At 63.5% G+C, this 25,849-nt stretch carries 26 protein-coding genes; 12 read left to right on the plus strand and 14 right to left on the minus strand.

The window, feature by feature from the left end; translation table 11 throughout:
* Positions 1 to 115: 115 nt before the first annotated feature.
* The 8 genes from ACELLULO517_RS13050 to ACELLULO517_RS13085 are packed head-to-tail and all read left to right on the plus strand — an operon-like array spanning position 116 to position 8,427.
* Positions 116 to 1,171, plus strand: coding sequence for an ABC transporter substrate-binding protein (locus ACELLULO517_RS13050; RefSeq protein WP_227307836.1), 1,056 nt, complete (start codon positions 116 to 118; stop codon positions 1,169 to 1,171).
* 12 nt (positions 1,172 to 1,183) lie between these two features.
* A complete protein-coding gene (locus tag ACELLULO517_RS13055) occupies positions 1,184 to 2,686 on the plus strand; it encodes a sugar ABC transporter ATP-binding protein (protein ID WP_227307837.1) in 1,503 nt (500 codons plus the stop codon).
* A complete protein-coding gene (locus tag ACELLULO517_RS13060) occupies positions 2,683 to 3,630 on the plus strand; it encodes an ABC transporter permease (RefSeq protein ID WP_227307838.1) in 948 nt (315 codons plus the stop codon). The genes ACELLULO517_RS13055 and ACELLULO517_RS13060 overlap by 4 nt, the downstream gene beginning before the upstream one ends.
* A complete protein-coding gene (locus ACELLULO517_RS13065; RefSeq protein ID WP_227307839.1) occupies positions 3,627 to 4,562 on the plus strand; it encodes an ABC transporter permease in 936 nt (311 codons plus the stop codon). Before ACELLULO517_RS13060 ends, ACELLULO517_RS13065 begins: the two co-directional genes overlap by 4 nt.
* A gap of 19 nt (positions 4,563 to 4,581) precedes the next feature.
* Positions 4,582 to 5,778, plus strand: a complete 1,197-nt coding sequence (locus ACELLULO517_RS13070; protein WP_227307840.1) for a glycoside hydrolase family 10 protein — start codon at positions 4,582 to 4,584, stop codon at positions 5,776 to 5,778.
* Between the two features lie 56 nt (positions 5,779 to 5,834).
* Positions 5,835 to 6,074, plus strand: coding sequence for a DUF2188 domain-containing protein (locus tag ACELLULO517_RS13075; RefSeq protein WP_227307841.1), 240 nt, complete (start codon positions 5,835 to 5,837; stop codon positions 6,072 to 6,074).
* A 56-nt stretch (positions 6,075 to 6,130) separates the two neighbouring features.
* The gene (locus ACELLULO517_RS13080) at positions 6,131 to 7,267 is read left to right on the plus strand and encodes an amidohydrolase/deacetylase family metallohydrolase (protein WP_227307842.1); all 1,137 of its coding nucleotides are present in this window, start codon (positions 6,131 to 6,133) and stop codon (positions 7,265 to 7,267) included.
* Between the two features lie 17 nt (positions 7,268 to 7,284).
* Positions 7,285 to 8,427 (plus strand): DSD1 family PLP-dependent enzyme, encoded by a 1,143-nt coding sequence (locus ACELLULO517_RS13085; protein WP_227307843.1) that lies wholly within the window; start codon positions 7,285 to 7,287, stop codon positions 8,425 to 8,427.
* A gap of 4 nt (positions 8,428 to 8,431) precedes the next feature.
* On the opposite strand, the gene ACELLULO517_RS13090 is transcribed toward ACELLULO517_RS13085, so the two are convergent.
* The 4 genes from ACELLULO517_RS13090 to ACELLULO517_RS13105 form a co-directional block, all read right to left on the minus strand.
* The gene (locus ACELLULO517_RS13090; RefSeq protein ID WP_227307844.1) at positions 8,432 to 9,760 is read right to left on the minus strand and encodes an NAD(P)/FAD-dependent oxidoreductase; all 1,329 of its coding nucleotides are present in this window, start codon (positions 9,758 to 9,760) and stop codon (positions 8,432 to 8,434) included.
* Positions 9,761 to 9,893: 133 nt separating this feature from the next.
* Positions 9,894 to 11,447, minus strand: coding sequence for a DHA2 family efflux MFS transporter permease subunit (locus tag ACELLULO517_RS13095; protein ID WP_227307845.1), 1,554 nt, complete (start codon positions 11,445 to 11,447; stop codon positions 9,894 to 9,896).
* On the minus strand, positions 11,444 to 12,562 hold the full coding sequence (locus ACELLULO517_RS13100; RefSeq protein ID WP_227307846.1) for an HlyD family secretion protein: 1,119 nt from the start codon (positions 12,560 to 12,562) through the stop codon (positions 11,444 to 11,446). The genes ACELLULO517_RS13095 and ACELLULO517_RS13100 overlap by 4 nt, the downstream gene beginning before the upstream one ends.
* Before the next feature lie 15 nt (positions 12,563 to 12,577).
* A complete protein-coding gene (locus ACELLULO517_RS13105) occupies positions 12,578 to 13,102 on the minus strand; it encodes a winged helix-turn-helix transcriptional regulator (protein ID WP_227307847.1) in 525 nt (174 codons plus the stop codon).
* 236 nt (positions 13,103 to 13,338) lie between these two features.
* Here ACELLULO517_RS13105 and ACELLULO517_RS13110 point away from each other — a divergent pair, with 236 nt between their 5' ends.
* From ACELLULO517_RS13110 to ACELLULO517_RS13120, 3 genes are all read left to right on the plus strand, one after another.
* On the plus strand, positions 13,339 to 14,622 hold the full coding sequence (locus ACELLULO517_RS13110; RefSeq protein ID WP_227307848.1) for a porin: 1,284 nt from the start codon (positions 13,339 to 13,341) through the stop codon (positions 14,620 to 14,622).
* A gap of 57 nt (positions 14,623 to 14,679) precedes the next feature.
* Positions 14,680 to 15,069, plus strand: coding sequence for a DoxX family protein (locus ACELLULO517_RS13115; RefSeq protein WP_227307849.1), 390 nt, complete (start codon positions 14,680 to 14,682; stop codon positions 15,067 to 15,069).
* Positions 15,070 to 15,196: 127 nt separating this feature from the next.
* Positions 15,197 to 16,207: an LLM class flavin-dependent oxidoreductase gene (locus tag ACELLULO517_RS13120; RefSeq protein ID WP_227307850.1), complete on the plus strand. Its 1,011-nt coding sequence runs from the start codon at positions 15,197 to 15,199 to the stop codon at positions 16,205 to 16,207.
* A 10-nt stretch (positions 16,208 to 16,217) separates the two neighbouring features.
* Here ACELLULO517_RS13120 and ACELLULO517_RS13125 read toward each other — a convergent pair whose 3' ends face one another.
* The 6 genes from ACELLULO517_RS13125 to nthA all read right to left on the minus strand — a co-directional run bounded on the left by ACELLULO517_RS13125 (position 16,218) and on the right by nthA (position 20,968).
* Entirely contained in the window at positions 16,218 to 17,756 is a 1,539-nt protein-coding gene (locus ACELLULO517_RS13125; RefSeq protein ID WP_227307851.1) for an MDR family MFS transporter, read from the minus strand.
* Between the two features lie 111 nt (positions 17,757 to 17,867).
* Positions 17,868 to 19,271 carry an amidase gene (locus tag ACELLULO517_RS13130; RefSeq protein ID WP_227307852.1) on the minus strand — a complete coding sequence of 468 codons (1,404 nt, stop codon included), beginning with the start codon at positions 19,269 to 19,271 and terminating at the stop codon, positions 17,868 to 17,870.
* Positions 19,272 to 19,313: 42 nt separating this feature from the next.
* Positions 19,314 to 19,670, minus strand: a complete 357-nt coding sequence (locus ACELLULO517_RS13135; protein ID WP_227307853.1) for a nitrile hydratase accessory protein — start codon at positions 19,668 to 19,670, stop codon at positions 19,314 to 19,316.
* A 3-nt stretch (positions 19,671 to 19,673) separates the two neighbouring features.
* Positions 19,674 to 20,036 carry an SH3-like domain-containing protein gene (locus ACELLULO517_RS28640; RefSeq protein WP_264481490.1) on the minus strand — a complete coding sequence of 121 codons (363 nt, stop codon included), beginning with the start codon at positions 20,034 to 20,036 and terminating at the stop codon, positions 19,674 to 19,676.
* Positions 20,036 to 20,347, minus strand: a complete 312-nt coding sequence (locus ACELLULO517_RS28645; protein ID WP_264481491.1) for a nitrile hydratase subunit beta — start codon at positions 20,345 to 20,347, stop codon at positions 20,036 to 20,038. Before ACELLULO517_RS28645 ends, ACELLULO517_RS28640 begins: the two co-directional genes overlap by 1 nt.
* A 12-nt stretch (positions 20,348 to 20,359) precedes the next feature.
* Positions 20,360 to 20,968, minus strand: coding sequence for a nitrile hydratase subunit alpha (gene nthA, locus ACELLULO517_RS13145; protein ID WP_227307854.1), 609 nt, complete (start codon positions 20,966 to 20,968; stop codon positions 20,360 to 20,362).
* Between the two features lie 212 nt (positions 20,969 to 21,180).
* Here nthA and ACELLULO517_RS28905 point away from each other — a divergent pair, with 212 nt between their 5' ends.
* Positions 21,181 to 22,110 (plus strand): AraC-like ligand-binding domain-containing protein, encoded by a 930-nt coding sequence (locus ACELLULO517_RS28905; protein ID WP_227308200.1) that lies wholly within the window; start codon positions 21,181 to 21,183, stop codon positions 22,108 to 22,110.
* A 173-nt stretch (positions 22,111 to 22,283) separates the two neighbouring features.
* On the opposite strand, the gene ACELLULO517_RS13155 is transcribed toward ACELLULO517_RS28905, so the two are convergent.
* The 4 genes from ACELLULO517_RS13155 to ACELLULO517_RS13170 all read right to left on the minus strand — a co-directional run bounded on the left by ACELLULO517_RS13155 (position 22,284) and on the right by ACELLULO517_RS13170 (position 25,752).
* On the minus strand, positions 22,284 to 22,544 hold the full coding sequence (locus ACELLULO517_RS13155; protein WP_227307855.1) for a hypothetical protein: 261 nt from the start codon (positions 22,542 to 22,544) through the stop codon (positions 22,284 to 22,286).
* A gap of 243 nt (positions 22,545 to 22,787) precedes the next feature.
* Entirely contained in the window at positions 22,788 to 23,966 is a 1,179-nt protein-coding gene (locus ACELLULO517_RS13160) for an aldose 1-epimerase family protein (RefSeq protein ID WP_227307856.1), read from the minus strand.
* Entirely contained in the window at positions 23,966 to 24,766 is an 801-nt protein-coding gene (locus ACELLULO517_RS13165) for a creatininase family protein (RefSeq protein WP_227307857.1), read from the minus strand. Before ACELLULO517_RS13165 ends, ACELLULO517_RS13160 begins: the two co-directional genes overlap by 1 nt.
* On the minus strand, positions 24,763 to 25,752 hold the full coding sequence (locus ACELLULO517_RS13170) for an aldo/keto reductase (RefSeq protein WP_227307858.1): 990 nt from the start codon (positions 25,750 to 25,752) through the stop codon (positions 24,763 to 24,765). The genes ACELLULO517_RS13165 and ACELLULO517_RS13170 overlap by 4 nt, the downstream gene beginning before the upstream one ends.
* Positions 25,753 to 25,849: the final 97 nt, after the last annotated feature.

The raw sequence follows: 25,849 nt of genomic DNA on the forward strand, positions 1-25,849 counted from the left end.
AGTTTGTCCGAAATACGGAACGTTTGTCCAGTATATCAGACAAAAAATTTGACGGAAAACATAGTCAAGGTAAGCCGGGATGACCGGCTCCCAGCGTCGAAACAGGAGTTGGATCATGCGTAGGAATTGGCAAAGCCTTGTCGCGAAAATGGTCTTCTCCGGCTGTGTGACAGCCATGATGGCGGCGCCCGTGGCGGCCCAGGCTCAGTCCCATTGCGTCACCGGCACGCGGAAACCGCCGTTTTCCATCGGCTGGGCCAATATCTATTCCGTGCCGACCTGGATGAAGCAGACGACCGACACCATCAACAGCGAAGCGGCCGAGTTGAAGAAGCAAGGCCTCGTCAGCAAGCTGATGATCACCGATGCGCAGGGCAGCGCCAATACGCAGATCCAGCAGATCCAGTCGATGATCGACGCGAATATGGACGCGATCCTGGTCGATGCCGGATCGGCGACGGCGCTGGACCGTGTCATTTCCGCCGCCTGCGCCAAGGGCATTGCGGTGATCAGCTTCGACAGCCTGGTCGACAGCGATGATCTGACGGCCAAGATCATCATCGATTCCAAGGAATGGGGCCGTGACGCCGCAACTTGGATGGCCAAGACCTTGGACGGCAAGGGCAATATTCTTGTCCTGAACGGTCCGGCCGGCGTTTCGGTGAGCGAGGATCGTCGCGCGGGCGCGATGGAGGTGCTGAAGCAATATCCGGGCATCAAAATCCTGGCGGAGACGAATACCCCCTATAATTCCGCGCCGGCGCAGGAAGCGGTGACCAATCTTCTGTTCAGCCAGCCGAAGATCGACGGCGTGCTGTCGCTGGGCGGCGCGCTATCCGCCGGCGCCTTGCTGGCCTTCGAGCGTCAGGGTCGCGCGCCGGTGCCGATGACCGGTGAAAACTATCGTCAGTTCCTGGAGCTTTGGAAAAAGACCGGCATCAAGGGTTGGGCCGCGATGCAGCCGAACTGGCTGGGCGCGATGGCGGCTTATGTCGCGGTGCAGGCGCTGGACGGCAAGCCGGTTCCGGTTCATGTCAATGTGCCGCTGCCGGTGATTACGGATGCGACGCTGCCCAGCTACCTTGCCCGCGCGAAAGACTTCCCGACCGACGGCTATATCTATTCGCCCTATAGCCAGGCGCTGTTCGCAAGCTATCTTGCGCAGAAATAGTCCCGCGCGCTTATGACCAGCGTGAGCCTTGCAGCGCGGGATGTGTCGAAAGCCTTTTTCGGCAATCCCGTGCTGCGCGGTGTTTCGATCGAATTACGTCCCGGCCGCGTCCATGCCCTGATGGGCGAGAATGGCGCCGGAAAATCGACGTTGATCAATATCCTGTCCGGCAGTCTCTCGCCCGATAGCGGCAGCCTGGACGTCGGCGGTCGGACTGCTTCGTCACTGTCGCCGGCAGAAGCGCGACAGGCCGGGATCGCCGTCGTGCATCAGGAACTCAGCCTCGTCGCGCATCTGTCGATCGCCGAGAATATCGGCCTCGGCGCCTATGCAAGTCGAGGCGGGCGCATCGATTATAGCGCCCTGGCCGTGCGGGCGGCTGAACTCTGCGCGCTGGTCGGGTTGAGCGGTGATCTGTCGCGCCCGATACGCGACCTGCCGCTGGGCGAGCGGCAATTGGTCGAGATCGCCAAGGCGCTCTATCGCAATCCGAAAGTCCTGATCCTGGATGAGCCGACATCCTCGCTCTCCGCGCGGGAGACGGAGCGTCTGATGGCGCTGCTGCGGCGCCTGAAGGCGAACGGCGTTGCACTGCTTTATATCTCCCATCGCCTGGGCGAGGTCATGGATCTTTGCGATCACGTCACGGTGCTGAAGGATGGCGTCTGTACCGCCGATCAGCCGATGGCGGGCATGACGCCCGATGAATTTGTGCGATTGATGGTCGGCCGCGATGCCGGCGATCTGTTTCCGGCGTTCGAGAGTGCGGCCAGGGCCGAGACGGTGATCGACGTTGCCGGTCTCTCAGCCGGGATGGTGCAGGATGCGGCGCTGACGCTGCGCCGCGGGGAAATCCTCGGGCTCGGCGGTCTGGTCGGTCAGGGGCAGGAGGATCTGCTGCTCGCGCTATACGGGGCGATGCCCGCGCGGGCCAGGACAGCCACCATGCTGGGCGCTGCCGGTCTTGTGCATTCCGTGACCGCCGCCAATCGCCGCGGCATTGCCTATGTCCCCGCCGACCGCAAGCGCGAAGGGCTGCTGCTGACGCATTCCATCCGCTTCAATATGCTGCTGCCGGATTTCGGTCGTGCCGTCAGCCTTGCCCTGCGCCGGACGAGCACAGAGCGTAAGTTGACGGATGGATTGGCGCGCCTGCTGACGGTGAAGGGGGATCTGTCCCGTCCTGTGCAGGCGCTGTCGGGTGGCAATCAGCAAAAGGTCGCCTTGGCGAAATGGATGCCGCAGAACCCGAAGATTCTGCTGTTGAATGACCCGACCCGTGGCGTGGATGTGCAGACGAAGCGGGAAATCTATCTCATGCTGCGGCGCTTCGCCCAGGAAGGCCAGGCTATCATTCTGCTCAGCTCCGATACGCCGGAACTGGTGCATCTCTGCGACCGCGTGCTGGTGATGCGCGAAGGCAATCTTGTGGCCGAGCTGCCCCATGGGCAGGTGACGGAGGAGAGTATCGTCGCGGCCGCGATGGGCGTTTCGCCCGCGCGGGAGGCCGCATGATGCCGAGCCTGTATTGGCAAATTCAGTGGCGGCGGAACCGCAGGCTGACACCGCTTTACGGCGTCGTGCTGCTGCTGCTTGTGGTCTACGGCTGGCTGTTTCCGGGCCTGTTCAGCCGCGCGGGCCTGGCGCATTTTACCCAGAGCTGGTTTCCGCTGGCCCTGGTCGCCATGGCGCAGGCGATCCTGATGCTGACGGGCGGCATCAGTCTTGCCGTGGGATCGCTGGTCAGCCTCGGCGCCGTTGTCGCGGCAACGACCATGGGCGCGACCGGCAGCCTTGTTTCCATGCTTCTTGTGCTGGCAGCCGGCCTGGCGACGGGTGCGGCCTCCGGCGCCATCGTGGCCTTGCTACGCCTGCCCGCCATCATCGTGACGCTGGCCGGGTCCTTCATCATCGGCGGTCTGGCCTTGATCATTCTGCCACGCCCCGGCGGCATGATCCTGCCTTGGCTGTCGGCTGTGCTTGCCGGCAATAACCCGACCGTGCTGCTGGGTCTTTTGATCCTTCTTGTCCTCGGCTGGAAATTCTACCTCGCGACCCCTGGCGGGATCGCGCTTTACGCGGCGGGCGAGAATCCGGTCGCGGCCTATCGGTCCGGCATCGCGGTGGAGGCGACGGTGATCGCGGCCTTCGCCATCAGCGGCATGCTGTGCACGCTCGCCGGGCTTTTCGTCGCCGCACAGACGGGGTCCGGCGATCCCGTGATCGGCACCACCTTCACGCTTAATTCCATCGCGGCCGTGGTGCTGGGCGGTGTCGGCTTTCTGGGCGGCGAAGGCACGATGCGCGGCGCCCTGGCGGGCAGCCTGCTGCTGACCGTCATGATCAATGTCATGTTCTTCCTCGGCATGCCGCCTGTCGCGCAATATATCGCGCAAGGCATCATCATCGTCGTGGCGGTCGCCTTGCCGCATCTGCTGGGGCGGAGGCTGGCACCGTGAAGGCGCTGCTGCGCAGCCGGCCGCTGCTGACGACCCTTGTGGTGCTGGTCGTGTGGATCGTCGCGGGCTTTGCCAGCCCCGGCTTCGGCAGCTGGCCGCATCTGCGCTATATGCTGGAACTTGCCTCCGTCATCGGTCTGGTCGGTGCCGGGCAGACGGTGGTGGTGATCGCGGGCGGGATCGATCTCTCCGTCGCCGCGATCGTGACGCTGTCGACGATCGCGCTGCCACTTCTGTCCTGGAGTTTTGACACGACCGGCGCCATCGCCGTGCTCGGCGTGCTGGCGCTGTCGACCTTGGTCGGGCTGGTGAACGGTATCGGCATCGCCTGGTTGCGCGTTCACCCCATGATCATGACGCTGGCCATGGCGACCTTCCTGCAAGGGCTGCTGATCCTGATGGCCGGCGGCAGTGCGGTGACCTTGGACAACCCGATCGTCGCCTGGCTGGGCTCGGCGAGGCCCTTCGGCTTCTCGGCCTGCATCATGCTGTGGATCGTGATGTCTGGCCTCGTGCTGGTGCTGCTGCACGCGACGCCGCTTGGCGCGCGCTTCTTCGCGCTCGGCGCCAATCCCCTGGCCGCGCGGCTGTCCGGCGTCAATATCCGCGCCACGACGCTGTGCGCCTATGGCATCAGCGGGTTGATGTGCGGGTTGGCGGGACTGCTGGCGCTTGGCATGAACGGGCAGGGCTATGTCGGCATCGGCGATCCTTATCTGCTCGCCTCCATCGCCGCCGTGGTGCTGGGCGGCACCTCCATCCTTGGCGGTCGCGGCACCTATGGCGGCACGCTGCCGGGGGCGGTGCTGCTGGTGACGATTACCGCGCTGATCACGGTCGTGAATGCCTCCCCCGGCCTGCGCGATGTGCTGTTCGGCACGCTGGTACTGGGACTGCTGCTACTATCGGGCCGCGAAGCCAAGCGGCGCTGAGGATTGTGCGGAGATGGTGATGACGCAGCCCTTAACGTCGATCTGGACCTATCCTTGGGATGTGCAGGACCTGGGGCTGGATAGCGTCACCACGGAGCTGCGGGAGCGGGCGGGGCTGAACCGTATCAGCCTGGCCAGTGCCTATCACGCCGGGCGCTTTTTGCAGCCGCGCAGCCCGCGTCGGGCGAGTTTTTCGCCCGAGGACGGCACCATCTATTTCCGCCCGGACGCCGCGCGCTGGGCAAAATCCCGGCTACAGCCGCAGGTCGCGTCGCTGGTCGCTGAAGGCGACGTGCTGCGCGATCTGGTGGCGGCAAAGGACAGGACAGGTTTGAGCGTCGCGGCCTGGACGGTCTGCCTGCATAATAGCCGGCTCGGCACCGCCTATCCCGATGTGGCGACCGAGAGCGTCTTCGGGGAGCGCTATCCCTATGCGCTCTGCCCCTCGCACCCCGACGCGCGCAATTACGTCTGCACGCTGGTGGAGGATCTGACCCATGGCTGCCGGGTCGATGCGGTGGAGTTGGAGACGATCGGCTTCATGGGCTATGCGCATGGGCTGCATCACGAGAAGGACGGGGTCGGGCTGACGGCAGAGGATGATCTGCTGCTGTCGCTTTGTTTCTGTTCCCATTGCCGCGCTGGCGCGGCCAAGGCGGGTGTCGATGTCGAAGGTGCTGCTGCCACTGCGCGCGACTGGCTGACCGAGAGTTTCGGCCGTGCGGTGCCGGCGCCGCGCTTGCCTGCATTGATGACCGAGGGTCTGGCAGCCTTCGCGCCCTGGCCCGCGCTGCACGCCTATCTTCTGTGGCGAAAGGCGCCGGTGATGAGCCTGATCGCCGAGATTCGCGCCCGCGCGCATCCGGATAGCGCTGTCTATGTCATTGACTTGGCGGCCGGCTGGCTGGGCGGGGTCGACCAGGCCGGGCTGCGGGATGTCTGCGACGGTCTGATCCTCTGCGCCTATGATATCGGCCCGGCCGAAATCGCCCGCCAGACCGCGGCAGCGCGGCGCGCGCTGGGGTCAGACCGCTATCTCGGCACCGGTCTGCGGGTTTTCTACCCGGAAGTGGCCGGGCCCGAGGTGCTTGCGGCGCGTGTCGCGGCGGCCGCCGAAGCTGGGGCGCAGGGGGTGAATTTCTACAATTATGGGCTGATCCCGGCGCCCAGGCTGGACTGGATCAAGACGGCCGGAGCGGCGTTGCGGGCGCCTTAGCCACGGAGGCTTTTCCTGCTAGGAATGGGCATCGGACGAATGAGCGAGGCAAGGTCATGGCGAAAATCCACTATAAGATCGTGCAGCATGATGGCGGCTGGGCCTACAAGCTTGGCGACGGCTTCTCGGAGCCTTTTCGGACGAAGGACGCGGCGATCGCTGCCGCGCATCGTGTCGCGGCGGAGCAGCATATTCCGGGCGACAGCGCCCTGATCTCCTATCAGGATGAAAACGGCGTCTGGCATGAGGAGATGTCCCAGGGGGACGATCGCCCGGACGCTGACGTTATCGTTTAAGCCATCGAGAAGGACCGGGATATGTCTGCGCAACCCGATTGGTCTGGCCTGTCGTGATGATGGCGGATCTTGTGCTGAAGGGTGGACGGGTCATCGATCCGTCCCAGGATCTGGACCGCGTCACCGACGTCGCCTTTAAGGACGGCGGGGTTGCGGCCGTCGGCGACGGCCTCACCGGCCAGACCATGCGCGATGTTTCGGGCTTCATCGTCTCGCCCGGACTGATCGATCTGCATACCCATGTCTATTGGGGCGGCACATCGCTGGGCGTGGATGCGGAGGATTACGCGCGGCTGAGCGGTGTCACGACCTGCATCGATACCGGCTCGGCCGGGCCCGGTAATTTTGCGGGCTTCCGCAAGCATGTGATCGAACGCAGCGCGGTGCGTATTTTCGCCTATCTTCATGTCTCCTTCGCCGGCATCTTTGGCTTTTCCAACCGTGTGATGGTGGGCGAAAGTCATGACATCCGGCTGATGGCGGCGCGTGACGCGCTAGAAGTGGCGGAAGCCAACCGCGATATCATCATCGGCATCAAGGTGCGTATCGGACGGGTGGCGAGCGGGCCGAGCGGCATTGCGCCGCTGGATATCGCCTTGCAGGTCGCCGACGAAGCCGGTCTGCCGATGATGGTGCATATCGATGAACCGCCGCCGAGTTATGAGGCCGTCGTGGAGCGGCTGCGGCCGGGTGACGTGCTGACGCATTGCTATCGGCCTTTCCCGAATGCGCCGGTCGATGGACGCGGGCGCGTGCGTCCGGAAGTGCTGGCAGCGCGCGAGCGCGGCGTGATTTTCGATATTGGTCACGGCAAGGGCTCCTTCTCCTGGAAGACGGCGCGCGCCATGATGGCGGGCGGCTTTCCGCCCGATGTCATTTCGTCGGATGTGCATAAGCTTTGCATCGACGGTCCGGCCTATGATCAGGTTACGACGATGTCGAAATTCCTTTGCCTGGGCATGAGCTTGAATGACATCATTGCCAAATCGACGGTCGCGCCGGCGCGGGCCTTGCAGCGGCCGGAGCTTGGCAGCCTGAAACCCGGCAGCGTCGGCGACGCGACCATTCTCTCGGTTCGGGACGGCGAATTTCCGCTGGAAGATGTGTTGGGCCAATACGTGACCGGCAAGCAGAAGATCTTCTCCGAAGGCGTGGTGATCGGCGGACGCTGGTGGCATCCGACGGCAGGCTGAGACTGGAATTGATGAGCATGAACGCGCTTTTGCCCCTGCCACGCAGCCTTCGTCGTCCGGCGGAGCCGGGAATGCCGATTGCCGAGGTGGAGACGCCGACTTTGCTGGTCGACCTGCCTGCGCTCGACCGCAATATCGCGCTTTTGGCGTCCTATGTGCAAAACCGGGCGCCGGGCGTGCGGTTGCGCCCGCATGCGAAGACGCATAAATCGCCGGACGTCGCGCGGCGGCAGATCGCGGCCGGCGCCATCGGCGTCTGCTGTCAGACGGTCGGCGAGGCCGAGGCCATGGCGGCCGCCGGTGTTGCGGATATTCTGCTCAGCAACCAGATCGCCGATGCCGGCAAGGCCAGACGGCTGGCGGCGATTGCCGGCCAGTCCCGGCTTTCGGTCTGTGTCGATGATCCGTCACAGGTGGCGCTGCTGTCTGACGCGGCGATGGCCGCAGGTGTCACCATCCACGTGCTGGTGGAGCTTGACGTGGGCGGCGCCCGCTGCGGGGTTCTGTCCGCCGACGCGGCTGTCGCTTTGGCCAGGTTGATTGTCGGTTCACCTGGCTTGGTCTTCGACGGTCTGCAAGCCTATCACGGTCGTGCGCAGCATCTGCGCAAGCCCAGCGAGCGTCAGGCCGCGATTGCCGAGGCAACGCGACTGGCGGCGGCGGCGGCGGGCCAGATCCGCGATGCCGGCATCGCTTGCCCGACGATCACCGGGGCAGGGACGGGGACCTTCGCATTCGAGGCCGCCAGCGCCCTTTATACCGAGCTGCAATGCGGGTCCTATGTGTTCATGGATGCCGATTATGCCCGCAATGAGCGTGACGATGGGGCGGATGTGCCGCATTTCGAGCAGGCGCTGACGATCTTGACGACGGTCATCAGCACGCCGTTGCCCGATCGTGCCGTTTGCGATGCCGGGTTGAAGGCGATGAGCCTGGATAGCGGCCCGCCGTCATTGCAGCTTTATCCGGGGCTGGACTATGCCGGTGCATCCGACGAGCATAGCAAGCTGACCATGCATTCGCCCTTCGCTTTGCAAGTCGGGCAGAAAATTCATCTGGTGCCGGGCCATTGCGACCCGACGGTTGCGATGCATGACTGGATCATCGTCCATGACGGCAGTACGGTGACGGCGGTCTGGCCGGTCGCGCGCGGTTGGTAGAGGATCAGGCGGCTTTCTTCTGGCGGGCTCGGAACAAGGCGTAATCGATGCGGTCGCGGACGCGGAAATACTCGCCGATGGCGGGTAGCATCCACGGATTGCCGGTATAGAAGGGTCGCGTCTTGAAGGGGCGCGCTTCGAAGGCGGAGGGGCTTGCCCGGCCCAGCATGCGGAGCGCGGTGCGATGGCCGAGCCAGGAGGCCAAGGCGACGCCCGAGCCGCAATAGCCCATGGCGTAATCGACACCGTCCTGCTGGCCGGCATGGGGCAAAAAGTCGAAGGTAAAAGCGACGAAACCGCCCCAGCAATGGCTGATTTTGACATCGTCCAATTGCGGGAAAATGCCCAGCATCATGCGGCGCAGGCGGCGCGCGGTTTCATTGACATCGATCGGCTGGAAGGTCGCTCTGCCACCATAGATCAGACGTTTTCCGTCCGGCGACGGCCGGAAATAGCTGAGAATGCGTTTGGTGTCGTTGACGGTGGCGCCAGTCGGGAACAGGCTTGCCATGCGCGCTTCGCCCAGCTCCTCCGTCGCGATGATGGAGCTTTGCATCGGCACCACGCGGCGGCGATACCAGCCGAGTGCGGGGGAGGTATAGCCGTTGGTCGCCATCAGCACGCGGCGCGCGGTGATAGGGCCGCGCGCGGTTTGCAGCCGGAAGTGTTCACCGGCGCGCGTGACGTCGGTGACGCGGCATTGTTCGACGAACTGGACGCCGAGGCGCGATGCGTTCTGGACGAGGCCGCGATGATATTTCGCGGGATGGACCGAGGCGCATTGTTCATGCAACCGGCCGCCCTGGTAATGATCGGTAGCGATATAGCGACCCTGATCGGCTTTCGGCACCATGCGCATGGGCAGGCCGCGCCGCTGATACTGCGGCAGGCTGCGTGACAGGGCCTCATAATGCTTGGCCGTATAGGCGCCCATGAAATGATCGCCGATGCGGAAATCGCAATCGATCGCGAAGCGATCCATCTGGCTGGCCATGAAAGGCACCAGCCCGCGCGCTTCCCGGCTCATGCTTTCCGCCAGTTCGGTGCCGATCGACTTGGCGAGATCTTCGGGCGTTTCATGCAATGAACCGGTGATCATGCCGCCATTGCGGGTGCTGGCGCCATGGCCGAGGCGTTCTGCCTCGATGACCAGAACGGTCAGTCCGGCCTCGGCAAATTCCAGTGCGGCGGAAAGGCCGGTGAAGCCGCTGCCGATGATCGCGACATCAAATAAGGTTTCGTCCTGCGGCCAATTCGGGGGAGCAGAGACAAGCTCATCCCACCAATAAGGCCTGCCATCGGCGCGATAAGTCTCAGCGAATATTTCGGCCATCGGCTTAACCTTCAAAGGCGTCGCCGGTAGCGCTATCACCCGAAAAGGGTAATGGCCTGCCTAGCTTCCGAGGGAGACTGATCACAAACCTATCAGTCTGTCCAGAAACGCGCCGATGAAGCAGTTGTCTAGATCAATGCGACGCGGGCGCGGATTTCGCCGGGCCGACCTTACGCAGCAAGGGTGCCAGCAGCGTCGCCAGGATGAAAGCCAGCATGATGGCGCGGAAGGCATCGGCGAAAGCCATTGTCCGCGCCTCGCGATAGGCGAGGTTCCATAACTGCTCCAGAGCGGCGCTATGGGCAATGACAGGACCGGCGGGTAGAGCTGCGTAGCGCTGCGTCATGGATTGCATGAACTGATCCATCGGCAGGTTCGCCGGCGTCAGATGGCTCGCGATCCGTTCGAAATGCAGATTGGTTTTGTCGTTGAGGATCGCGGCGCTGACGGCGATGCCGACGGCGCCGCCCAGATTGCGCATCATATTGAACAGGCCGCTCGCATATTGCAGCCTGGCGGGCGGCAGACTGCCGAGGCCGAGCGTGACGGTAGGCGCGACCGCGAAGACCTGCGGGAAACCGCGCAGTATTTGCGGGATCAAAAGCTCGGCCGCGCCCCAGTCATGCGTGATGAAGCTGAAGCTCCACATGGACAGGCCGAAACAGGCAAGCCCCGCCGTCAGCAGCCAGCGCGTATCGAAACGGCGGGCGAGGATGATATAGGCCGGTGTGCCGATCAGGGAGGCGATGCCGGTGGAGAAGACAGCAAGGCCGGTCTGCCAGGCGCTGAAGCCGCGGACGTAGTCGAGGAAGAGCGGCGTCAGATAGATGGTCGTGAAGATGCCGATGCCGGTCACGAAGGAGAGCAGGCAACCGAGCGCGAAATTACGGTTGCCGAGCGCGCGCAGGTCCATCACCGGGCGGGGAAAGGTCAGACTGCGGAGGACGAACAATGTCAGCGAAATGCCGGCGATCCAGGCGGTGGTGGTGATGGTTTCGTCGCTGAACCAGTTCCAGCGCGTCCCTTCCTCCAGCGTATATTCCAGCGTGCCGAGGCCGACCGCCATCAGGACGATGCCGAGATAATCCGCGCCGCGCAGCAGCGAAAGATTGGGCTTGTCGATGCGGACCAAGGCCGGCACCAGGAAGGTGATGGCCAGGCCCGGCAAAAGGTTGATGTAGAAAAGCCAATGCCAGTTCAACGCATCGGTGATCCAGCCGCCGATGACGGGGCCGAGCGTTGGCGCGACGGCCGCGATGGTGCCGACGACCGCCGCCGAATAGACCCGCCGCGAGCCCTGAAAGTAATGGAAGGAGGAGGTGAAGACGGTCGGGATCATCGACGCACCGAGCGCGCCCTGCAGACCACGAAACAGGATCATGCTGTCGATATTCCAGGCGAGGCCGCAGAGCATGCTGGAGAGGGTGAAACCGGCGGCCGAGATGGTGAAAAGCCAGCGTGTCGAGAAGACGCGCGTCAGCCAGCCGGATAGCGGGATTATGATGATCTCGGCGATCAGATAGGCCGTCTGCACCCAGCTGATCTCATCCTGTGCCGCCGACAGACCGCCGCCGATATCCTGGATAGAGGAGGCGACGATCTGGATGTCCAGCAGTGCGATGAACATGCCGCAGCACATGACGGCGAAAGGCAGGATCGACGGATGCTTGTGCGGGGTGTCGGTCACGGCTTGGTCTTGTCGCGGCGGATATCGACATGGGCGAAAGTGGAGAGGCCGGGACGGAGCATGGCAAGCGCGCTGTCATTGCCGTCCAGCACCAGGCGGACTGGCACGCGCTGGACGATTTTAGTGAAATTCCCGGTCGCGTTCTCGGCCGGAATGACGCTGAACACGGCGCCCGTTCCCGGCGCCACGCTCGCGACATGGGCGTGGAAGATATGGCCCGGCAGCACATCGGCGGTGATCGTCGCCGCGTCGCCTTCGACCATATGGGTCAGCTGATCTTCCTTGAAATTGGCATCGACCCAAAGACCGCTGGAAGGGATGACCGAGATCAGGTAAGCGCCGGCCGGGACGTAACTGCCCTGCTGCGCCGCACGATTGCCGATATAGCCGTCGATCGGCGCGCGGATTTGCGTATAGTCGAGATTGAGCGAGGCCTGCCGCATCGCGGCCTGCGCCTGGGCCAGATTGGCCTCTGCCCCCGTGATTTCTGCGCTGAGGACCTTAAGCTGCTCGCGTCCGGCTTCCAGCGCCGCCGTCGCGGCCGCCAGATTGGCGGTCGTCTGCTGCGCGAGGGAGCTCGCTCGCTGCGCATCTTGCCGCGACCCGGCGCTGGTGGCGGCCAGGCGCCGGTAGCGGTCGGCGTCATCTGTCGCGAAGCTCAGTTGGGCGGAAGTGGCGGAGAGCTCGGCTGCCTCCTGGCGGATGGTCGATTGCTGCAACTCGTAGCGCGCCTGCAATTCATCGAGGGCAGCCTGCCGGCCCGCGACCACCGCCCGCGCATTGTCGGCGGCCGCCTGATAGTCGCGCGGGTCGAGTTCGATCATCAATTGCCCGGCGCGGACGAACTGGTTGTCGGCGACCAGGATGCGGCCGATGAAGCCGCTGACATGCGGGGCGATTGTCGTGACATTGCCGCCGACATAGGAATCATCGGTGCTTTCGATAAAGCGCCCGTTGGTCCACCAGTCTTGCCCATACCAGGCGCCGCCGGCGATGACGGCGATCGCCACACCGACGGATGCGAGTTTCTTGAGGCTTATCCGTTTACGGGCGCGCGTCGTTCCGTCAACGGAAGGGGGGAAGCCAGCGTCGCGATCTGACATTGTGTCTGACATGGGATGATCCTTGGATCAGGCGTCTGACAGGAGAGCGGCGGCGACCTTGGCCCGCAGTGCCGCGCGTCTCTCATGCCGTTCACGAAAGCCGTCGCTGGCGCCGGGGCCGGGCGCCGTGCGGAAGGCCGGCGCCTCGATCCGGCGCAGGCTGGCGGCATCGACCATGACCGGATCGGCGATCGCGCCGGTCTCGGCATCGACGATGACGAGGCTGGCACCGTCCGGCGCGAAATGGCGATTGCCCCAGGCGAGCAGCGCCCAGAGGACGGGCCGAAAATCCCGCCCTTGCTCCGTCAGCACATATTCATCGCGTGGCGGGCGCTCGCTATAGCGCCGCTTTTCCAACATGCCGGATTCGACCAGGGCGGCGAGCCGGCGGGTGAGGATATTCGGCGCGATATCGAGGTTCTTCTGGAATTGCTCGAAGCGTGTGGAGCCGAGCAGGGCGTCACGCAGAATGAGGATGCTCCACCATTCGCCGACCCGTTCCAGGCTGCGGGCGATGGGACATTCCAGGTTTTCGAAGCTTTTGCGGCGCATGGATCAGGGACCAGTCACTATCACGACGATAGTGATGGCCCATGACACTATCATAATGCAAGTGACTGTCGTGCATGGCGGCTAAGCGACGTCCGGCCGTCGCTTGCGGCCCTAATAACGCAATGAATCGTGCATTTTTTTGATAACGAAAAAAATCCTCACTTGAGTCGTAATTTGAAATTGATCACGATGTCGATAGGTGGCAATATCATATTAAGATAATATGGAATCGTGCAATGCGTTATGAGATAGGTTCATTCTCCCACAGGAAATCCGCACGACGGTTTCTGCTGGCCGGCTTTGCCGCCAGTGCGGCCGCTATCGGCCTGGCCGGCAATGCGCAGGCCCAATCGACAAATCCCGACTTCACCAAAACGCTGGCGCCCGGTTCCATCGTGGTGCGGCTTGATGGCCGCGTCTCGGCCTGGGCCGGCGTCGACGGGTTCACAGGGCAGAGCTATAACGGCACGAAATATTCCGGCTTCAGCACGGCGGGTTATCTCCGCCTTTATCCGGGCTTCGACGGTGTCGCCGCCAACGGGTTGCAATATGGTGCCCAGGCTGAAATCCGTGAAAACACGGAAACCAGTGCTGCCGCCGGCGCCAGCTCCGAGACGCTCTATGTCCTCCGCGACTTCGGCTATCTCGGTCTGCCGCAGCTTGGCCTCGTTCGCTTCGGCCAGCAGGAAGGCGCGCTGTATCTGAACGACGCCGGTCGCTTCGAGAGCGGCAAGGAAGCCTTCGATTCCGGCGGCTGGAATGGCGACGTGCAGAACTTCTTCGTCAATACCTCCGCCCGGCCGATCTATCCCTGGACCTGGAGCAATAGCACCCGCACCACGGACAAGATCGACTACATCACGCCGTCCTTCAGCGGTCTGAGCTTCTCGGTTAGTTTCGAGCCCAATCAAACGGGCGAGAATTATGCGCCCGCCGTGACATCGACCACGACCGCGACCGACCTGCGCCGCAATACCGTGGAAATCGGCACGACCTACAAGGCCAAGTTTGACGGCGTCGGCCTCATCGTCGACGGCGGCTACATGAATGCGGGCGCCGTGGGCTACACCGGCACCGCCAAGGCGGGCCTCCCCTACCAGGGCATGAGCGTCGGCAGCGCCGGCGCGACCTTGAGCTATGCCGGCTTCACCGTGGGCGGCAACACCAAGTTCGGCAACATGAACGGTCAGTTCGAGCCGAACTATGCCGGTGGCGCGAACGCGGTCGGCTGGCTCGCCGGCGGCCTCTACACCGCAGGTCAGCTGACGGTCGGCGCCAGCTACTTCAACTATAAAAGCCAGGGCGACTACTCCAGCCCTAAGACCGAAGGCCAGCGCGATGAAACCGGTCTTGCCGCCGGTGCGACCTATGTGCTGGTTCCGGGCGTGAAGCTGTTCGCTTCCTACCTGTACGGCACACGCTGGCAGGGCGGCTACAACTTCCTCTCCGGCGCCGCCGGTTCCGCCAACAACAAGGTGCAGGCTCAGGTCTTCGCCCTCGGCACCTGGCTCTACTGGTAAGGCCTCAGTCGCGCTATCAGGGCAGGATGCGTGGCATCCTGCCCTGAGGAAAAATCCGTGAGTGTCAGCCGGCGTGTCGTGCTCGGCTTCGTGTTCCTATGGTTCTTCGTCGGCGGCATCGCCCATTTCGTCTTCACGGAGACCGAGGCGGGGATCATCCCGCCTTGGCTGCCGGATCACCGGACCCTGGTTCTGATCAGTGGCGTCTTCGAGCTATTGGGGGCGGCCGGGATCCTGCTGCGGCCGACGCGCAACGCGGCCGGGTGGGGATTGGTGATCCTGACCGTCGCGGTGACGCCGGCGAATATCTTCATGCTGCAGCAAGCGGCGGACTATCCCGCGATTCCCTATTGGGCACTGGTGCTGCGCCTGCCGGTGCAAGTTCTGCTGATCCTGGCCATCTGGTGGTCGACCCGTCCTGTCCCGCTGCGGCGCGGGCGGCGCTAGCCGTCCGCGTGCCCATGCCTATCCTGCAGGCCAGAAGCCGCCACCGGCACCGCCCCAAATCCATAATGCGATGCTTATATACCTATCTGAATCTGAGCGGCCGACGCGGCCCGGATAGGAGTTGCCGATGACCACACTCTCGATCCTCGATCTTGTTCGCGTGCGGGAGAACGGCACGCCGCGCCTGGCGCTGGATCATGCGCGGGATTTGGCAGCCCATGCCGAAAACTGGGGCTACGAGCGCTTCTGGGTCGCCGAGCATCACAATATGCAGGGTGTGGCGAGTGCCGCGACCTCCGTCGTCATCGGGCATATCGCGGCTGGCACCAAGCATATCCGTGTCGGTGCGGGCGGCATCATGCTGCCGAACCATGCGCCGATGGTGATCGCCGAGCAGTTCGGCACGCTGGCGCATCTTTTCCCCGGCCGTATCGACCTCGGTCTGGGTCGCGCGCCGGGCACGGATCAGACGACCGCCTATGCGCTGCGCCGGTCCTTCAACAATGCCGACAACTTCCCGCAGGATGTGCTGGAATTGCAGGCCTATCTGGCCCCAGCGACAGACGGTCGGCGCATTCAGGCCGTGCCGGCGACGGGCACCGAGGTGCCGCTATGGATTCTCGGCTCCAGCACATTCGGCGCGCAACTGGCGGCCGAGCTTGGCCTGCCCTTCGGCTTCGCCTCCCATTTCGCGCCGGATATGCTGATGTCCGCGCTCGACATCTACCGCGCGCGCTTCAAACCCTCCGCCCAGCTCGCCAAGCCCCATGCCATGGTCGGCGTCAATGTGATTGCGGCCGAGACGGACGGGGAGGCGACCTATCTGGCCACCACCCAGCAAATGTCCTTCACCAATATCTTTCGGGGCGCGCGCGGGCTGAGCCAGCCGCCGATTGCGGATATCGAAAGCTATTGGTCGCCGATGGAAAAGGCGCAGGCGATGCGCATGCTTCAGCTCAGCATTATCGGGTCGCCCGAGACGGTGAAGCAGGGGCTGGACTGGTTGATCCGCGAGACCAAGGCGGACGAGCTCATGATCGTCTCGGATGTCTATGACCATGACCTGCGGCTGAGGTCCTTCCGCCTGATCGCCGAGGCGATGGGCGTTTCGCCGACGGTCGCCGTCGCTGCCGATTAGCCGTGCCAGGTCAATGTCCGATGGTCGAGCCTTCGGGCTTGGCCGAGGATCTGAGCGCGATGTCGCGCAATCCGAACACGAACAGGATGGCGATGCTTAACAGAACGGCCGTGACCAGATAGGCGAGGGTGAAGCCCGAGGACAGGCCATGGCGGATGGCGTCATGCGCTTGAGCAGACAGCCCGTCCAGCGCATGGGTACCTTGGCTGAGCGCCCCGAAATCGATGGCATGGCGCAGATGGGCCGCGTGTTCCGATTGCCGGAAGCGTAGCGTTAGCAAGGACCCCGCGACCGTGCTGCCGAAAGCGCCGCCGATGGAGCGCAGCAGCAGCAGCGAACCCGTCGCCGTGCCGATATCGCGCTGTTCGACGGCATTCTGCACGACAACGATCGAGGTCGGCATGCACATGCCTATCCCCGTGCCGAGTATGACGCTTTCGACCATGATGACGACGGCGCTGGTCTCCACCGTATTAAGGGTCAGGAGCAGGAAGCCGAGGATGGCGCTGCCGAGCCCCCCGAGGAGGATGATCTTTGATTTGCCGAGGCGCCGGGCCAATAGGCCGGCGAGATAGGCGCCGACCGTGCTGAAGACGAGGAAGGGCATGACCAGCAGGCCGGCGGTTTCCGGCCCATAGCCGTGGACGAGCTGGAAATTGATCGGCAGCAGGAAGGTCGCCACGAAAAGCCCGAGCGAGCCGAAAAAGGCGACCGAGACGCCACGCAGGAAAATGTCATTGGTGAACAATCGCGGCGGCAGCAGCGGGTCGGGCGCCCGCCGCTCCTGCATCACCAGACCGCCGAGCATCAGCAGGCCGAGCAGACCGACCAGGACGACCGGTAGTGACAGCCAGGGATAGGCCGTGCCGCCCCAGCTCAACATCAGCAGCAAAGCGGTGACGGCACCGGTCATCAACAGCGCACCGGGGATGTCGATCCGGCTGGGCCTCGGCACCACGACCAGCAGCCGCAGCGCCCGGTCGCAGAGAAAGATGGCAAGCAGACCGAGCGGCAGATTCATCCAGAAGATCCAGCGCCAGCTCAACCCTTCCGTGACATAGCCGCCGATGACGGGGCCGGCGATGGAGGCGACCGCCCAGGTGCCGGCCAGATAGCCCTGATAGCGCCCGCGTTCGCGGGGTGAGACCACATCGGCGATGGAAGCCTGGGCCATGGCGAACAGCCCGGCGCCGCCGATGCCCTGCAAGCCACGGGCGATGATCAGCTCGGGCAGATTCTGCGCCAGCGCACAAAGGGCGGAAGCGATCATGAACATGGCGATGGCCGGGTTCATCACCGCGCGGCGGCCGTGGATATCCGACAGTTTGCCGAAGATCGGCGTCGCCGCTGTGGAGGTCAGCAGATAGGCGGTGACGATCCAGGCGAGATGATCATAGCTTCGCAGATCATGCGCGATGGCGGGAACCGCAGGGATGACGACCGTCTGATCCAGCGCCGCCAGCAGCATGCAGAGCATGATACCGGTGATGACTCGCAGGATTTGAGCATGATTATAGCTCGGCTGCGTCGATTCTTTTATGGACGTCATCCGCCAAGGCTAACCGATGACGCAAAAGAAGCTAGGCTAGAGGCCCAGTCCTGGCATTTTTAATAGTGCGTGGCAGCCTTGCAATGAAAAGCCTTTGCCGGAATTGGCTGGTCAATTGGCCAGGGGCGGTCTGCGCTTATGCCAGTCCGTGACGGATTGGAAGGCATGGCCGGCGCGGCAGAGCAGATCCTCCGCATTGTGACGGCCGACGAGTTGCAGGCTGAGCGGCAGCCCCGCGGTGTCGATGCCGCTCGGCAGCGTGATGGTGGGACTGCCCGAGAAATCGAAGGGCGCCGTGAAGCGCAGGATCCGTTCAAGCACCGTCGGGTCCTTGCCGTATTCCCCCATCCGGGTGAGGCTTGGGATCGGCACCGGCATGGTCGGTACCAGAATGAGATCGACCGCCTCGAACACGGTCTTGAGAGCGCCCGAGAAAGCCAGCCGTTCATGGTAGATCGCGCCGAGTTCCGGGCCCGTGACGGCAAGCCCTTGTTCGATCAGTGCCGCCAGGTCCGGCCCATACTGATCCCGATGCTTGGGATAGGTCTCGCGATGGGCGAGGGCGGTTTCGACCGAGCAGAAGGGAATCCAGCCCTGTATCAGCCTGGTCGTCGGCGGCATTGCGATATCGCGGATGCGCGCGCCGAGGTTGATGAGCACCTGTTCGGCTGCGGCGACAGCGGCGACAACCTGCGGATCGATCTCGTCGTTGATGAAGCTTTGGTCGATGCCGATGGTAAGCCCACGAATGCTGTCGCCGATACTGCCGAGATAGTTCGGCACTTCGTCCGGCAGGGTCGTCGGGTCATGCGCGTCCAGGCCGGCAATGACGCCGAGCAATGCGGCACAATCGGCGGCGCTGCGCGCCATCGGGCCGACATGATCCAGCGACGCCGCCAGAGGGAAAACGCCGTAGCGGCTGACCCGGCCCCAGGTGGGTTTGATGCCGGTGAGGCCGCAGGTCGCGGAGGGGAAGCGGATCGATCCGCCGGTGTCGGAGCCGAGCGCGCCGTAGCAGAGACCGGCGGCCGTCGCGACCCCTGATCCGGTGGAGGAGGAGCCGACCCAGTGGTCCCGGCCCCAGGGGTTGAGCGGCCCGGGATTATCCGGATGGTGGCTGGTATAGGCGCCTTCCGTCATGCTGAGCTTGCCGAGGATGACGGCACCCGCCTGTTCCAGCCGGTCCACCACGGTCGCGTTGTGACCGGGAATCCAGTCGCGGAACAGTTTGGTGCCGGCGCCGGTCGGGGCAAAGACCGTATTGCACAGGTCCTTGACGGCGATCGGCACACCGTGCAGCGGCCCGCGCCATTGGCCGCGGGCGATCTCCGCATCGGCTTGCTCCGCTCGCATGATGGCACGGTCGGCAAGTACGGTCGTGAAGCTGCGATAGATCGGGTCGAGCGCTGCGATCCTGTCGAGCATCGCCTGCGTGAGCTGGGCAGAGGTCAATGCGCCAAGGCGGATGCGATCCGACACCGAGGTGAGAGAGGCGAATTCCATCGGCGTGGTCATAGGCTTGTCCTTGGTACGGTGCGGCGCGGCCAGCGAAGCCTTTCAGGCGATCGCTACAGGCTCGCGCTTGGCGGCGTGATCGTGATGCGGCGGATGATCGCGCAAATGCTCATGCCGATGATCGAGCTGGTGCAGATCGATCAGGCCCTTCTGCGCCAGCATGCTCTCCAGCGCTTCCTGCCAGATCTCATAATAATGAATGGTCTCGCCGGGATGGGCTTCGGCCTCATGCTCAGCGATTTCGGCCGAATAGCAGGCGACCCATTCGGGCCAAGTGAAATGGCCGTCTTCACAGAGCTTCACGGCCATGGCGAAGGCCGCTGCCTCCCACGGGGCCGCGAAGACCGGCCCTTCCGCGTCCTGCGGCAGGCCGACGGTGCTTTTGAAATCAGGCACCATGGCTCAAACCCCCTCGGGTGCGATGTAATCCTCGAACATCGAGAGATAGACTTTATCGGCCGGATGCGGCGCATCATCGCCCCATAGCTCACCCGCCTCGAACTCGACATTGTACATGAATTGTCCCTTCTCCCCGAGGTCATGGGCGACCGCATCGGGCAGGACATAGACGCCGTAATTCTTGACGATCTTACCAAGCTTGCCGCGCGCATAGGCGGGCAGCCGCGTATGCGTGGTCGGGTTGATATTGACGGCGCGGACCAGATCGCCGTCCTTGAAGCGGGGCGTCGCATCGGTGGTGCTGTGATAATTGGCGCCCGTCCGGATCAGCTCATCGACACCGTCGAGCGGGAATTTCGAAACCATCACGCGGCCTCCTGCGCGAGTTCGGCCATGCGCGCTTCGAGTTCGGCCTTGGTGACGACACCGTGCTCTTCCGCGAAATGCTCCAACGCATGCAGCCAATGCTCGTAATAGCCCGAGGTCAGGTAATGCACCGGGTCCATCTGTTCGATGGAGTGGCGGAACTTGTCGACATTGAAGAAGCCGCCGGCGAAGGCGAGGATGAACATGCCGAACATCCGCTTCTCCCATTCCGCGCGGAAGATGGGTTGCTCGGGGTCGATATTGATTTTGCCGAAACCGTGCCGGCCGCCGAGGTCATGAATGCCGTTCATCGGGCGGTCCTCTCAGGCGCTGGGGCTAAGAGGGAAGCCGGTGCCGATCATGGAATCGCGGGTGATAAGGGCGACGAGTTCATCCTCGCTCATGCCTTCGGTGCCTTCCGGGCGCATGGGTAGCACCATGTAGCGAAGCTCGGCATTGCTGTCCCAGACGCGAACCTGGGTCGTTTCCGGCAGGGTGACGCCGAATTCGGCCAGCACGCTGCGGGGATCGATGACGACGCGCGAGCGGTAAGGCGCTTCCTTATACCAGTTGGGCGGCAGTCCCAGCGTCGGCCAGGGATAGCAGGAGCAGAGGGTGCAGACCGTGACGTTGTGGACCGCATCGGTATTCGCGACGACGACCATTTCCTCGCCCTGCACGCCGGTATAGCCAAGCTCGGCGACGGCAGCGGTGCCGTCTTCCAGCAGGCGCGTGCGGTAATCGGGATCGGTCCAGGCGCGGGCGACGACGCGGGCGCCGTTCCGCGGGCCGATCTTGTTCTGGTACAGATCGACGATCTTATCGACGGCCTTGGCATCGAGCAGGTTTTTCTCGACCAGCAGGCTTTCCATCGCCTTCACGCGGAGGGCGATATCCGTCGTGTATCGGCCTTCGTCATGGATGTCGTGCATCCTGCACTCCTATGGCGGTTTTTTAGGCGGAAGCATTCACGGCATAGCATGCCACGATCCTATTGCTTAAACTTTGCGCTTCTTGGTGGCTTCGTGCTTGCTTGTGCGGGCCAAGCTTTTTGCCTCAGACGGCCATATTGCGGCCGCTGTGAGCGTAATTTTTTAAGTCACTGATATTGTTCACTTCCTGACAGGAGGCTGCCATCGTCAAGATTTGTGAGGATACAGCCTCGGTCCGGCCGGAAGAGCGCTTCGCCTATTGGCAGGATGTCGTCTGCGGCAAATACTTGACCGCCTCCGCCAGGACCGAGGTGCGGGACCAGTCCTTCGAAGCCCGGCTGGTCAGCCAGGATCTGGGGCCGCTGCGCGTGAGCGAGCTGCGGGCGCCGCTACATTTCTGGTCGCGCGATGCGGCCGATGTGCGGCGCGACGATCAGGACGTCTATATGCTGAGTCTGCTCAGCCGCGGCCGAGGTGAACTCAATCAATATGGCAGACGGGCCGTGCAAGGGCCGGGCGATATCGTGCTGTACGACAGTTCGGCCGCCTTTCAATACGATCTGGATGCCGAGACGCGGCTGGTCAAAATCCCCAAGGCGCTGTTCGATCAGCGTGTGGGCAAGCCGCGCGATCTGGTCTCGGTCAGTTTCCCCTGCACGGCGCCACTGGCGCCGATGCTGTCCGCCATGATCACGGAAGCGACAAGGCTGGACCTCAGCGATCTCAGCCAGAATCTGGTCGGCGCGCGGCTGGCGAATTCGATCATCGATGTGCTGATCGCCATGTGCGATGTCTTCCGTGAAGAACAGAGCGATGTGGCGGCCTCCGCTCGGCTGGACAAGGTGCTGCGCTACGCTCGTGCCAATATCGGCGACAGGGATTTGACACCGCAAAGTTTGTCGCAGATCGGCGGTGTCTCCGTCCGCAGCCTCAACCGGATGTTCGGCGCGATGGGCACCACCGCCATGCGCTGGGTCTGGGCGGAACGATTGAAGGCCAGCCGCGATGCCTTGCGACAGAAGCAGGTCGGCTCCATCACCGAAGCTGCTTTCCTGTTCGGCTTCGCCGATCTCGGTCATTTCAGCCGAAGCTATAAAGACGCGTTCGGTGAGACGCCGACGGCGACATTGCATCATCAATAATAAAAGGCAGGCCCCGCACTGTTCTATGTGCGAAGCCTGCCCTGGACTTTGTCTGATTTTAACTGAAGCGCGCCCGCACTATCGTCATGCTCGGGGACCGGCCATGACAGGGCAAGGGATGATTCCAATGATCCCTGACAAAATCTAGCTAAACGCTCTAGTCGTTGACGGGATCAGTTTTCCGAAGCGGCTTCGTCCCACTGCCCGAAATTGGCCAGCGGCAATGTCTTGGCAAGCAGCATGGGCTTAGGCGCATTTGCCAGGTTGCTGGGCTGGGCGAAGTTGGATGCCAGCACCGCCGTCGGTGCCGCATTCATCAGGGTTGACATGGTGGCTGCCTGAGACTGGGGCTGCGGCACCGTATGCGCGGATGCAACCGCACCACCCAGCATCGACAGCGTGAGCGCGGCGCCGAGAATCTTCGTGATGTTCATAGCAAAAATCCTTTCCTAAACCGGTTGGCTGCAACTGTGCAGCGTTGCGGTGGTCGACGGTGCTGGCGGTCTTGACTGCCTGAACCGCCGTCGATCTCCTGATTGTATAGACCGCAGGCCCGTCGGCTTTATTCCCAAGCCCATGCGATTTTTTTGCTGGCGCTGTCTCATGGGCAGCGGGTAGGCGCGCTTGGCCCAGGCGGACGGGTTGCCTTCGTTATGCTTCGTAACCCGAGCCTTGGTTCAGGGGCGGGTGAGTGGCGCAAAGCGGCCCGTCGGCCGTGGATAGTCCTGGGCCGGCGCGATCGCCGTGGTGCGGATGCGGTCCTCGCACGCCTTCAGGGCGGTGGCGCCGTCCAGCACGCGCAGCACGGTGCGGTATTGCCGCGCTTCCCCCTCGCCGAGCCAGATCAGCTCGCCGCGTTCCTCCGCGAAGTTTCGGCCGAGGACATGATTGGTCGCGGGCTCGATCCCGAGCGCGTATGAGCCTGAGCGGAGGTTCTGCCATTCGAAATGGCAGGGAAATTCCCTCTCGCGCGTCTCGACCTCAAAGCCGAGACCGAGGCGGTCATTCAGCAGCGCGACACGAACCAGCCCCTCGGCATCGGCCTGCATGGCATGTTGCCAAACCTGTTCGCGGAAACCGGCGCTGGGCGCGCCCATGGTGCGGTAGCCGATGCCTTGGCGCTCGTACTCCGCTCCGGCATGGGCGGCCCAGAGCGTTTCGCCGATGGGTGCCACATAGCGCGCACCGTCATCGAGCAGCGGATAGCCGAGATTGATGTGATAGAGGTACATATGCGGCGTGGGTGAAAAACCCTGATTGACCACGCGATCCTGAATCAGAATCTCGTCCGATCCCATGCGGGCCTCGATCCGGCGGATGAGATGCAGATTCTCGCCGAACAGCGCCACTTGCTGCACAACGCCTTCGCACCACAGCACGCAGTCATCGCCGTCCCAGCTTTCGCCATAGCCGGTGAGACGGCCGGGCAGCATGCTGACGCGACCATGCAACGTCGTGCGCACCTTACGGCGGCCGGGATAGTCGAAGTGATCGGCGCTCGTCTCCTCAGCGCTGAGGATCTGGTCGAGACCGCAGGTGACGAGCAGGCCTGAGGCCGCGCGCAGCCAGCCGAGCCCGTCCTCGCCTTCAGGACTGGCCAGATGCGGATGGGGAAAGCCGACCGGGGAATGCCAGCCGATGGCACGGCCGCGATGCTCGCAATCGCCGATATCGAAGCCGCGGTCGATCATGACCGTGAAGCGCAACCCGGTGCCGGTGCGGAATTCCAGCAGCCTTACGCCGCGTTCCGCGCCATCCGCGAAACTCAACAGACGGACGCCGGCGAACTGGGAAAGGCTGCCGCAGCGCGCTGCCAAGTCCCGGCGGTCGAGCCTTTGGCCGAAGAGCGTCACCATCAGCCTTCGTCTCCGCGCAGCGTCACCCAGTCTGCCCGACGCGCCGCGATCCCCGCCCAGATCGGCTCCATCGCGGCCATGGGCAGGAAGGCCTGCGGCCCGCGATCCAGGGCAAACCCATGGACAGCGTCGCCGATGGCGGCGATGGAGGCTTCAACGATGGCTTTGCCTTCCGCGGCGGTCGCTTCGGTGACATCGGGGTTTTGCGCGAAGCGGCCGAGCGGGTCGGTCGTCACCCAGGACGCGCGGTCCATGGCGACGAGATCGGGGCGGATATGGAGGAGCTGCGACAGTTCATAGCGCCCGGCATGGTCGCCCTGATAGCGCCCGGCGACGAGTTCCGGGTCGCTGCGGACGAAATGGGATATCGGATGGTGGGCGGCGAAAGCCTCGGCCACCATGCGCAGATCGGCCTGATTGGCGTTATGGCCGGAGATGACGACGACAGCCTGGAAGCCGGCATTGTGAAAGGCGCGGAGTTGATAGAGCAGCGTTTCCAGCATCAGATGCGGTGGCAAGGCCGCCAGCAGCGGATTGACGCCACCCATGACCTTTCGCAGCCAAGGCGCGTGATAGCCGGTTTCATGGATGTGATAGGCCATGGTGGGGGCGACGATTCCGCCGAAACGCCGGGCGGCTTCCGTCACCAGATAATCGGCCTTGATGGTATCGAGACCGAAGGGCGCGACATGGCCGTGCGGCTCGCACAAGCCGAGCGGCAGATAGACGACCGGGCAAGTATCGCGGCGGGCGATGAACTCGGCGGGCTTAAGCTCAGCCCAAGCGACGATCTCAGTCATGGTTTGCCGAAATGCTTCACGTTGGTGAAGTTCTTGATGAAGCGATGACGGGTTGCGAGCAGCCGGAAAGTCTTACTGTCCAAGGGCGGCTCATCCAGCGCGGCGATATTCGCTTCGGCGAAGGCGGGCACATGCATGGAGGTGATGGCCGTCGTGATGCCGGGGTCTGCCAGGACGAATTTGATGGCGAGTGCCGCGAGGGAACTGGCATGGGCTGGAATGAATCCCTCCAGCGCCGCGACTTTTTCGATGTAGCTGCTGCGCGGCACCGTGCCGTCGAAATAGTCACGCCGGAAATCGCCCTCCGCGAAGACCGTGTCGGGCGTCAGGAAGCCGGTGAGGCCGCCCTCATCCAGAATGCAGCGCGCGATGACCGCAACCTTATGCGTCACGCAGAAAGGCACCAGCACTTCCAGCGCCGTGGGGTCGAAGATATTGACGATGGTCTGCACGCTGTCGATGAGACCGCTGGCAACGATGGGCAGCACCATGTCGGAGCGATGATCCGGCACCGAAATGCCGATCTGCCTGACCTTGCCTTGGCGTTTCAGGGTCTGCAGCTCCTCCATCCAATCGCCGTCGATGCCCCAATTGGCCCAATAGGTATGGAGTTGGAGAAGATCGACATGATCCAGCCCCATGGCGCGGAGCGATGCCTCGCAGGAGGCTGTGACCTGGCCTTTGGGAAAGGCGGCCTCGGCGGGAACCGGCGTTCCCCATTGCGTGATGCCGGCGAGCCCTTCGACCTTGGTCGCGACGAAAGGCTTCTCGCCCTGCCATTGGCCGAGCGCGACGCCGAGGATGAATTCGGATTCGCCGTAGCCCCGCGCGGTATCGATGAAGGTCACGCCACGATCGAGGGCGAGGTGAAGGGCGCGGATCGAGTCTGCCTCGCTCTGCGCGCCGAACCAGCCCGCGAAACCCATGGCACCGAAGCCGAGCCGGCTGACCTTCTGGCCACTCCGCGCGAAATCCGCATATTGCATGGTCGGTCCTTAGAGCAGATCCCGGTCAGATGGAATCATCTGCCGGGTAAAGATGCTCGCAAAAACAATAAACTAGAGCGGCGTCTGTGAGCGTAAG

Source organism: Acidisoma cellulosilyticum, from assembly GCF_020621385.1.
GTDB classification, from domain to species: Bacteria; Pseudomonadota; Alphaproteobacteria; order Acetobacterales; family Acetobacteraceae; genus Acidisoma; species Acidisoma cellulosilyticum.

Bases quoted from the DNA above. Each gene is read 5' to 3' on its own strand.
- ACELLULO517_RS13050 (WP_227307836.1), top strand. From the start codon at position 116: ATGCGTAGGAATTGGCAAAGCCTTGTCGCGAAAATGGTCTTCTCCGGC.
- ACELLULO517_RS13055 (WP_227307837.1), top strand. From the start codon at position 1,184: ATGACCAGCGTGAGCCTTGCAGCGCGGGATGTGTCGAAAGCCTTTTTC.
- ACELLULO517_RS13060 (WP_227307838.1), top strand. From the start codon at position 2,683: ATGATGCCGAGCCTGTATTGGCAAATTCAGTGGCGGCGGAACCGCAGG.
- ACELLULO517_RS13070 (WP_227307840.1), top strand. From the start codon at position 4,582: ATGACGCAGCCCTTAACGTCGATCTGGACCTATCCTTGGGATGTGCAG.
- ACELLULO517_RS13075 (WP_227307841.1), top strand. From the start codon at position 5,835: ATGGCGAAAATCCACTATAAGATCGTGCAGCATGATGGCGGCTGGGCC.
- ACELLULO517_RS13080 (WP_227307842.1), top strand. From the start codon at position 6,131: ATGATGGCGGATCTTGTGCTGAAGGGTGGACGGGTCATCGATCCGTCC.
- ACELLULO517_RS13085 (WP_227307843.1), top strand. From the start codon at position 7,285: ATGAACGCGCTTTTGCCCCTGCCACGCAGCCTTCGTCGTCCGGCGGAG.
- ACELLULO517_RS13090 (WP_227307844.1), bottom strand. From the start codon at position 9,760: ATGGCCGAAATATTCGCTGAGACTTATCGCGCCGATGGCAGGCCTTAT.
- ACELLULO517_RS13100 (WP_227307846.1), bottom strand. From the start codon at position 12,562: ATGTCAGACACAATGTCAGATCGCGACGCTGGCTTCCCCCCTTCCGTT.
- ACELLULO517_RS13105 (WP_227307847.1), bottom strand. From the start codon at position 13,102: ATGCGCCGCAAAAGCTTCGAAAACCTGGAATGTCCCATCGCCCGCAGC.
- ACELLULO517_RS13110 (WP_227307848.1), top strand. From the start codon at position 13,339: ATGCGTTATGAGATAGGTTCATTCTCCCACAGGAAATCCGCACGACGG.
- ACELLULO517_RS13120 (WP_227307850.1), top strand. From the start codon at position 15,197: ATGACCACACTCTCGATCCTCGATCTTGTTCGCGTGCGGGAGAACGGC.
- ACELLULO517_RS13125 (WP_227307851.1), bottom strand. From the start codon at position 17,756: ATGACGTCCATAAAAGAATCGACGCAGCCGAGCTATAATCATGCTCAA.
- ACELLULO517_RS13130 (WP_227307852.1), bottom strand. From the start codon at position 19,271: ATGACCACGCCGATGGAATTCGCCTCTCTCACCTCGGTGTCGGATCGC.
- ACELLULO517_RS13135 (WP_227307853.1), bottom strand. From the start codon at position 19,670: ATGGTGCCTGATTTCAAAAGCACCGTCGGCCTGCCGCAGGACGCGGAA.
- ACELLULO517_RS28640 (WP_264481490.1), bottom strand. From the start codon at position 20,036: ATGGTTTCGAAATTCCCGCTCGACGGTGTCGATGAGCTGATCCGGACG.
- ACELLULO517_RS28645 (WP_264481491.1), bottom strand. From the start codon at position 20,347: ATGAACGGCATTCATGACCTCGGCGGCCGGCACGGTTTCGGCAAAATC.
- nthA (WP_227307854.1), bottom strand. From the start codon at position 20,968: ATGCACGACATCCATGACGAAGGCCGATACACGACGGATATCGCCCTC.
- ACELLULO517_RS13155 (WP_227307855.1), bottom strand. From the start codon at position 22,544: ATGAACATCACGAAGATTCTCGGCGCCGCGCTCACGCTGTCGATGCTG.
- ACELLULO517_RS13160 (WP_227307856.1), bottom strand. From the start codon at position 23,966: ATGGTGACGCTCTTCGGCCAAAGGCTCGACCGCCGGGACTTGGCAGCG.
- ACELLULO517_RS13165 (WP_227307857.1), bottom strand. From the start codon at position 24,766: ATGACTGAGATCGTCGCTTGGGCTGAGCTTAAGCCCGCCGAGTTCATC.
- ACELLULO517_RS13170 (WP_227307858.1), bottom strand. From the start codon at position 25,752: ATGCAATATGCGGATTTCGCGCGGAGTGGCCAGAAGGTCAGCCGGCTC.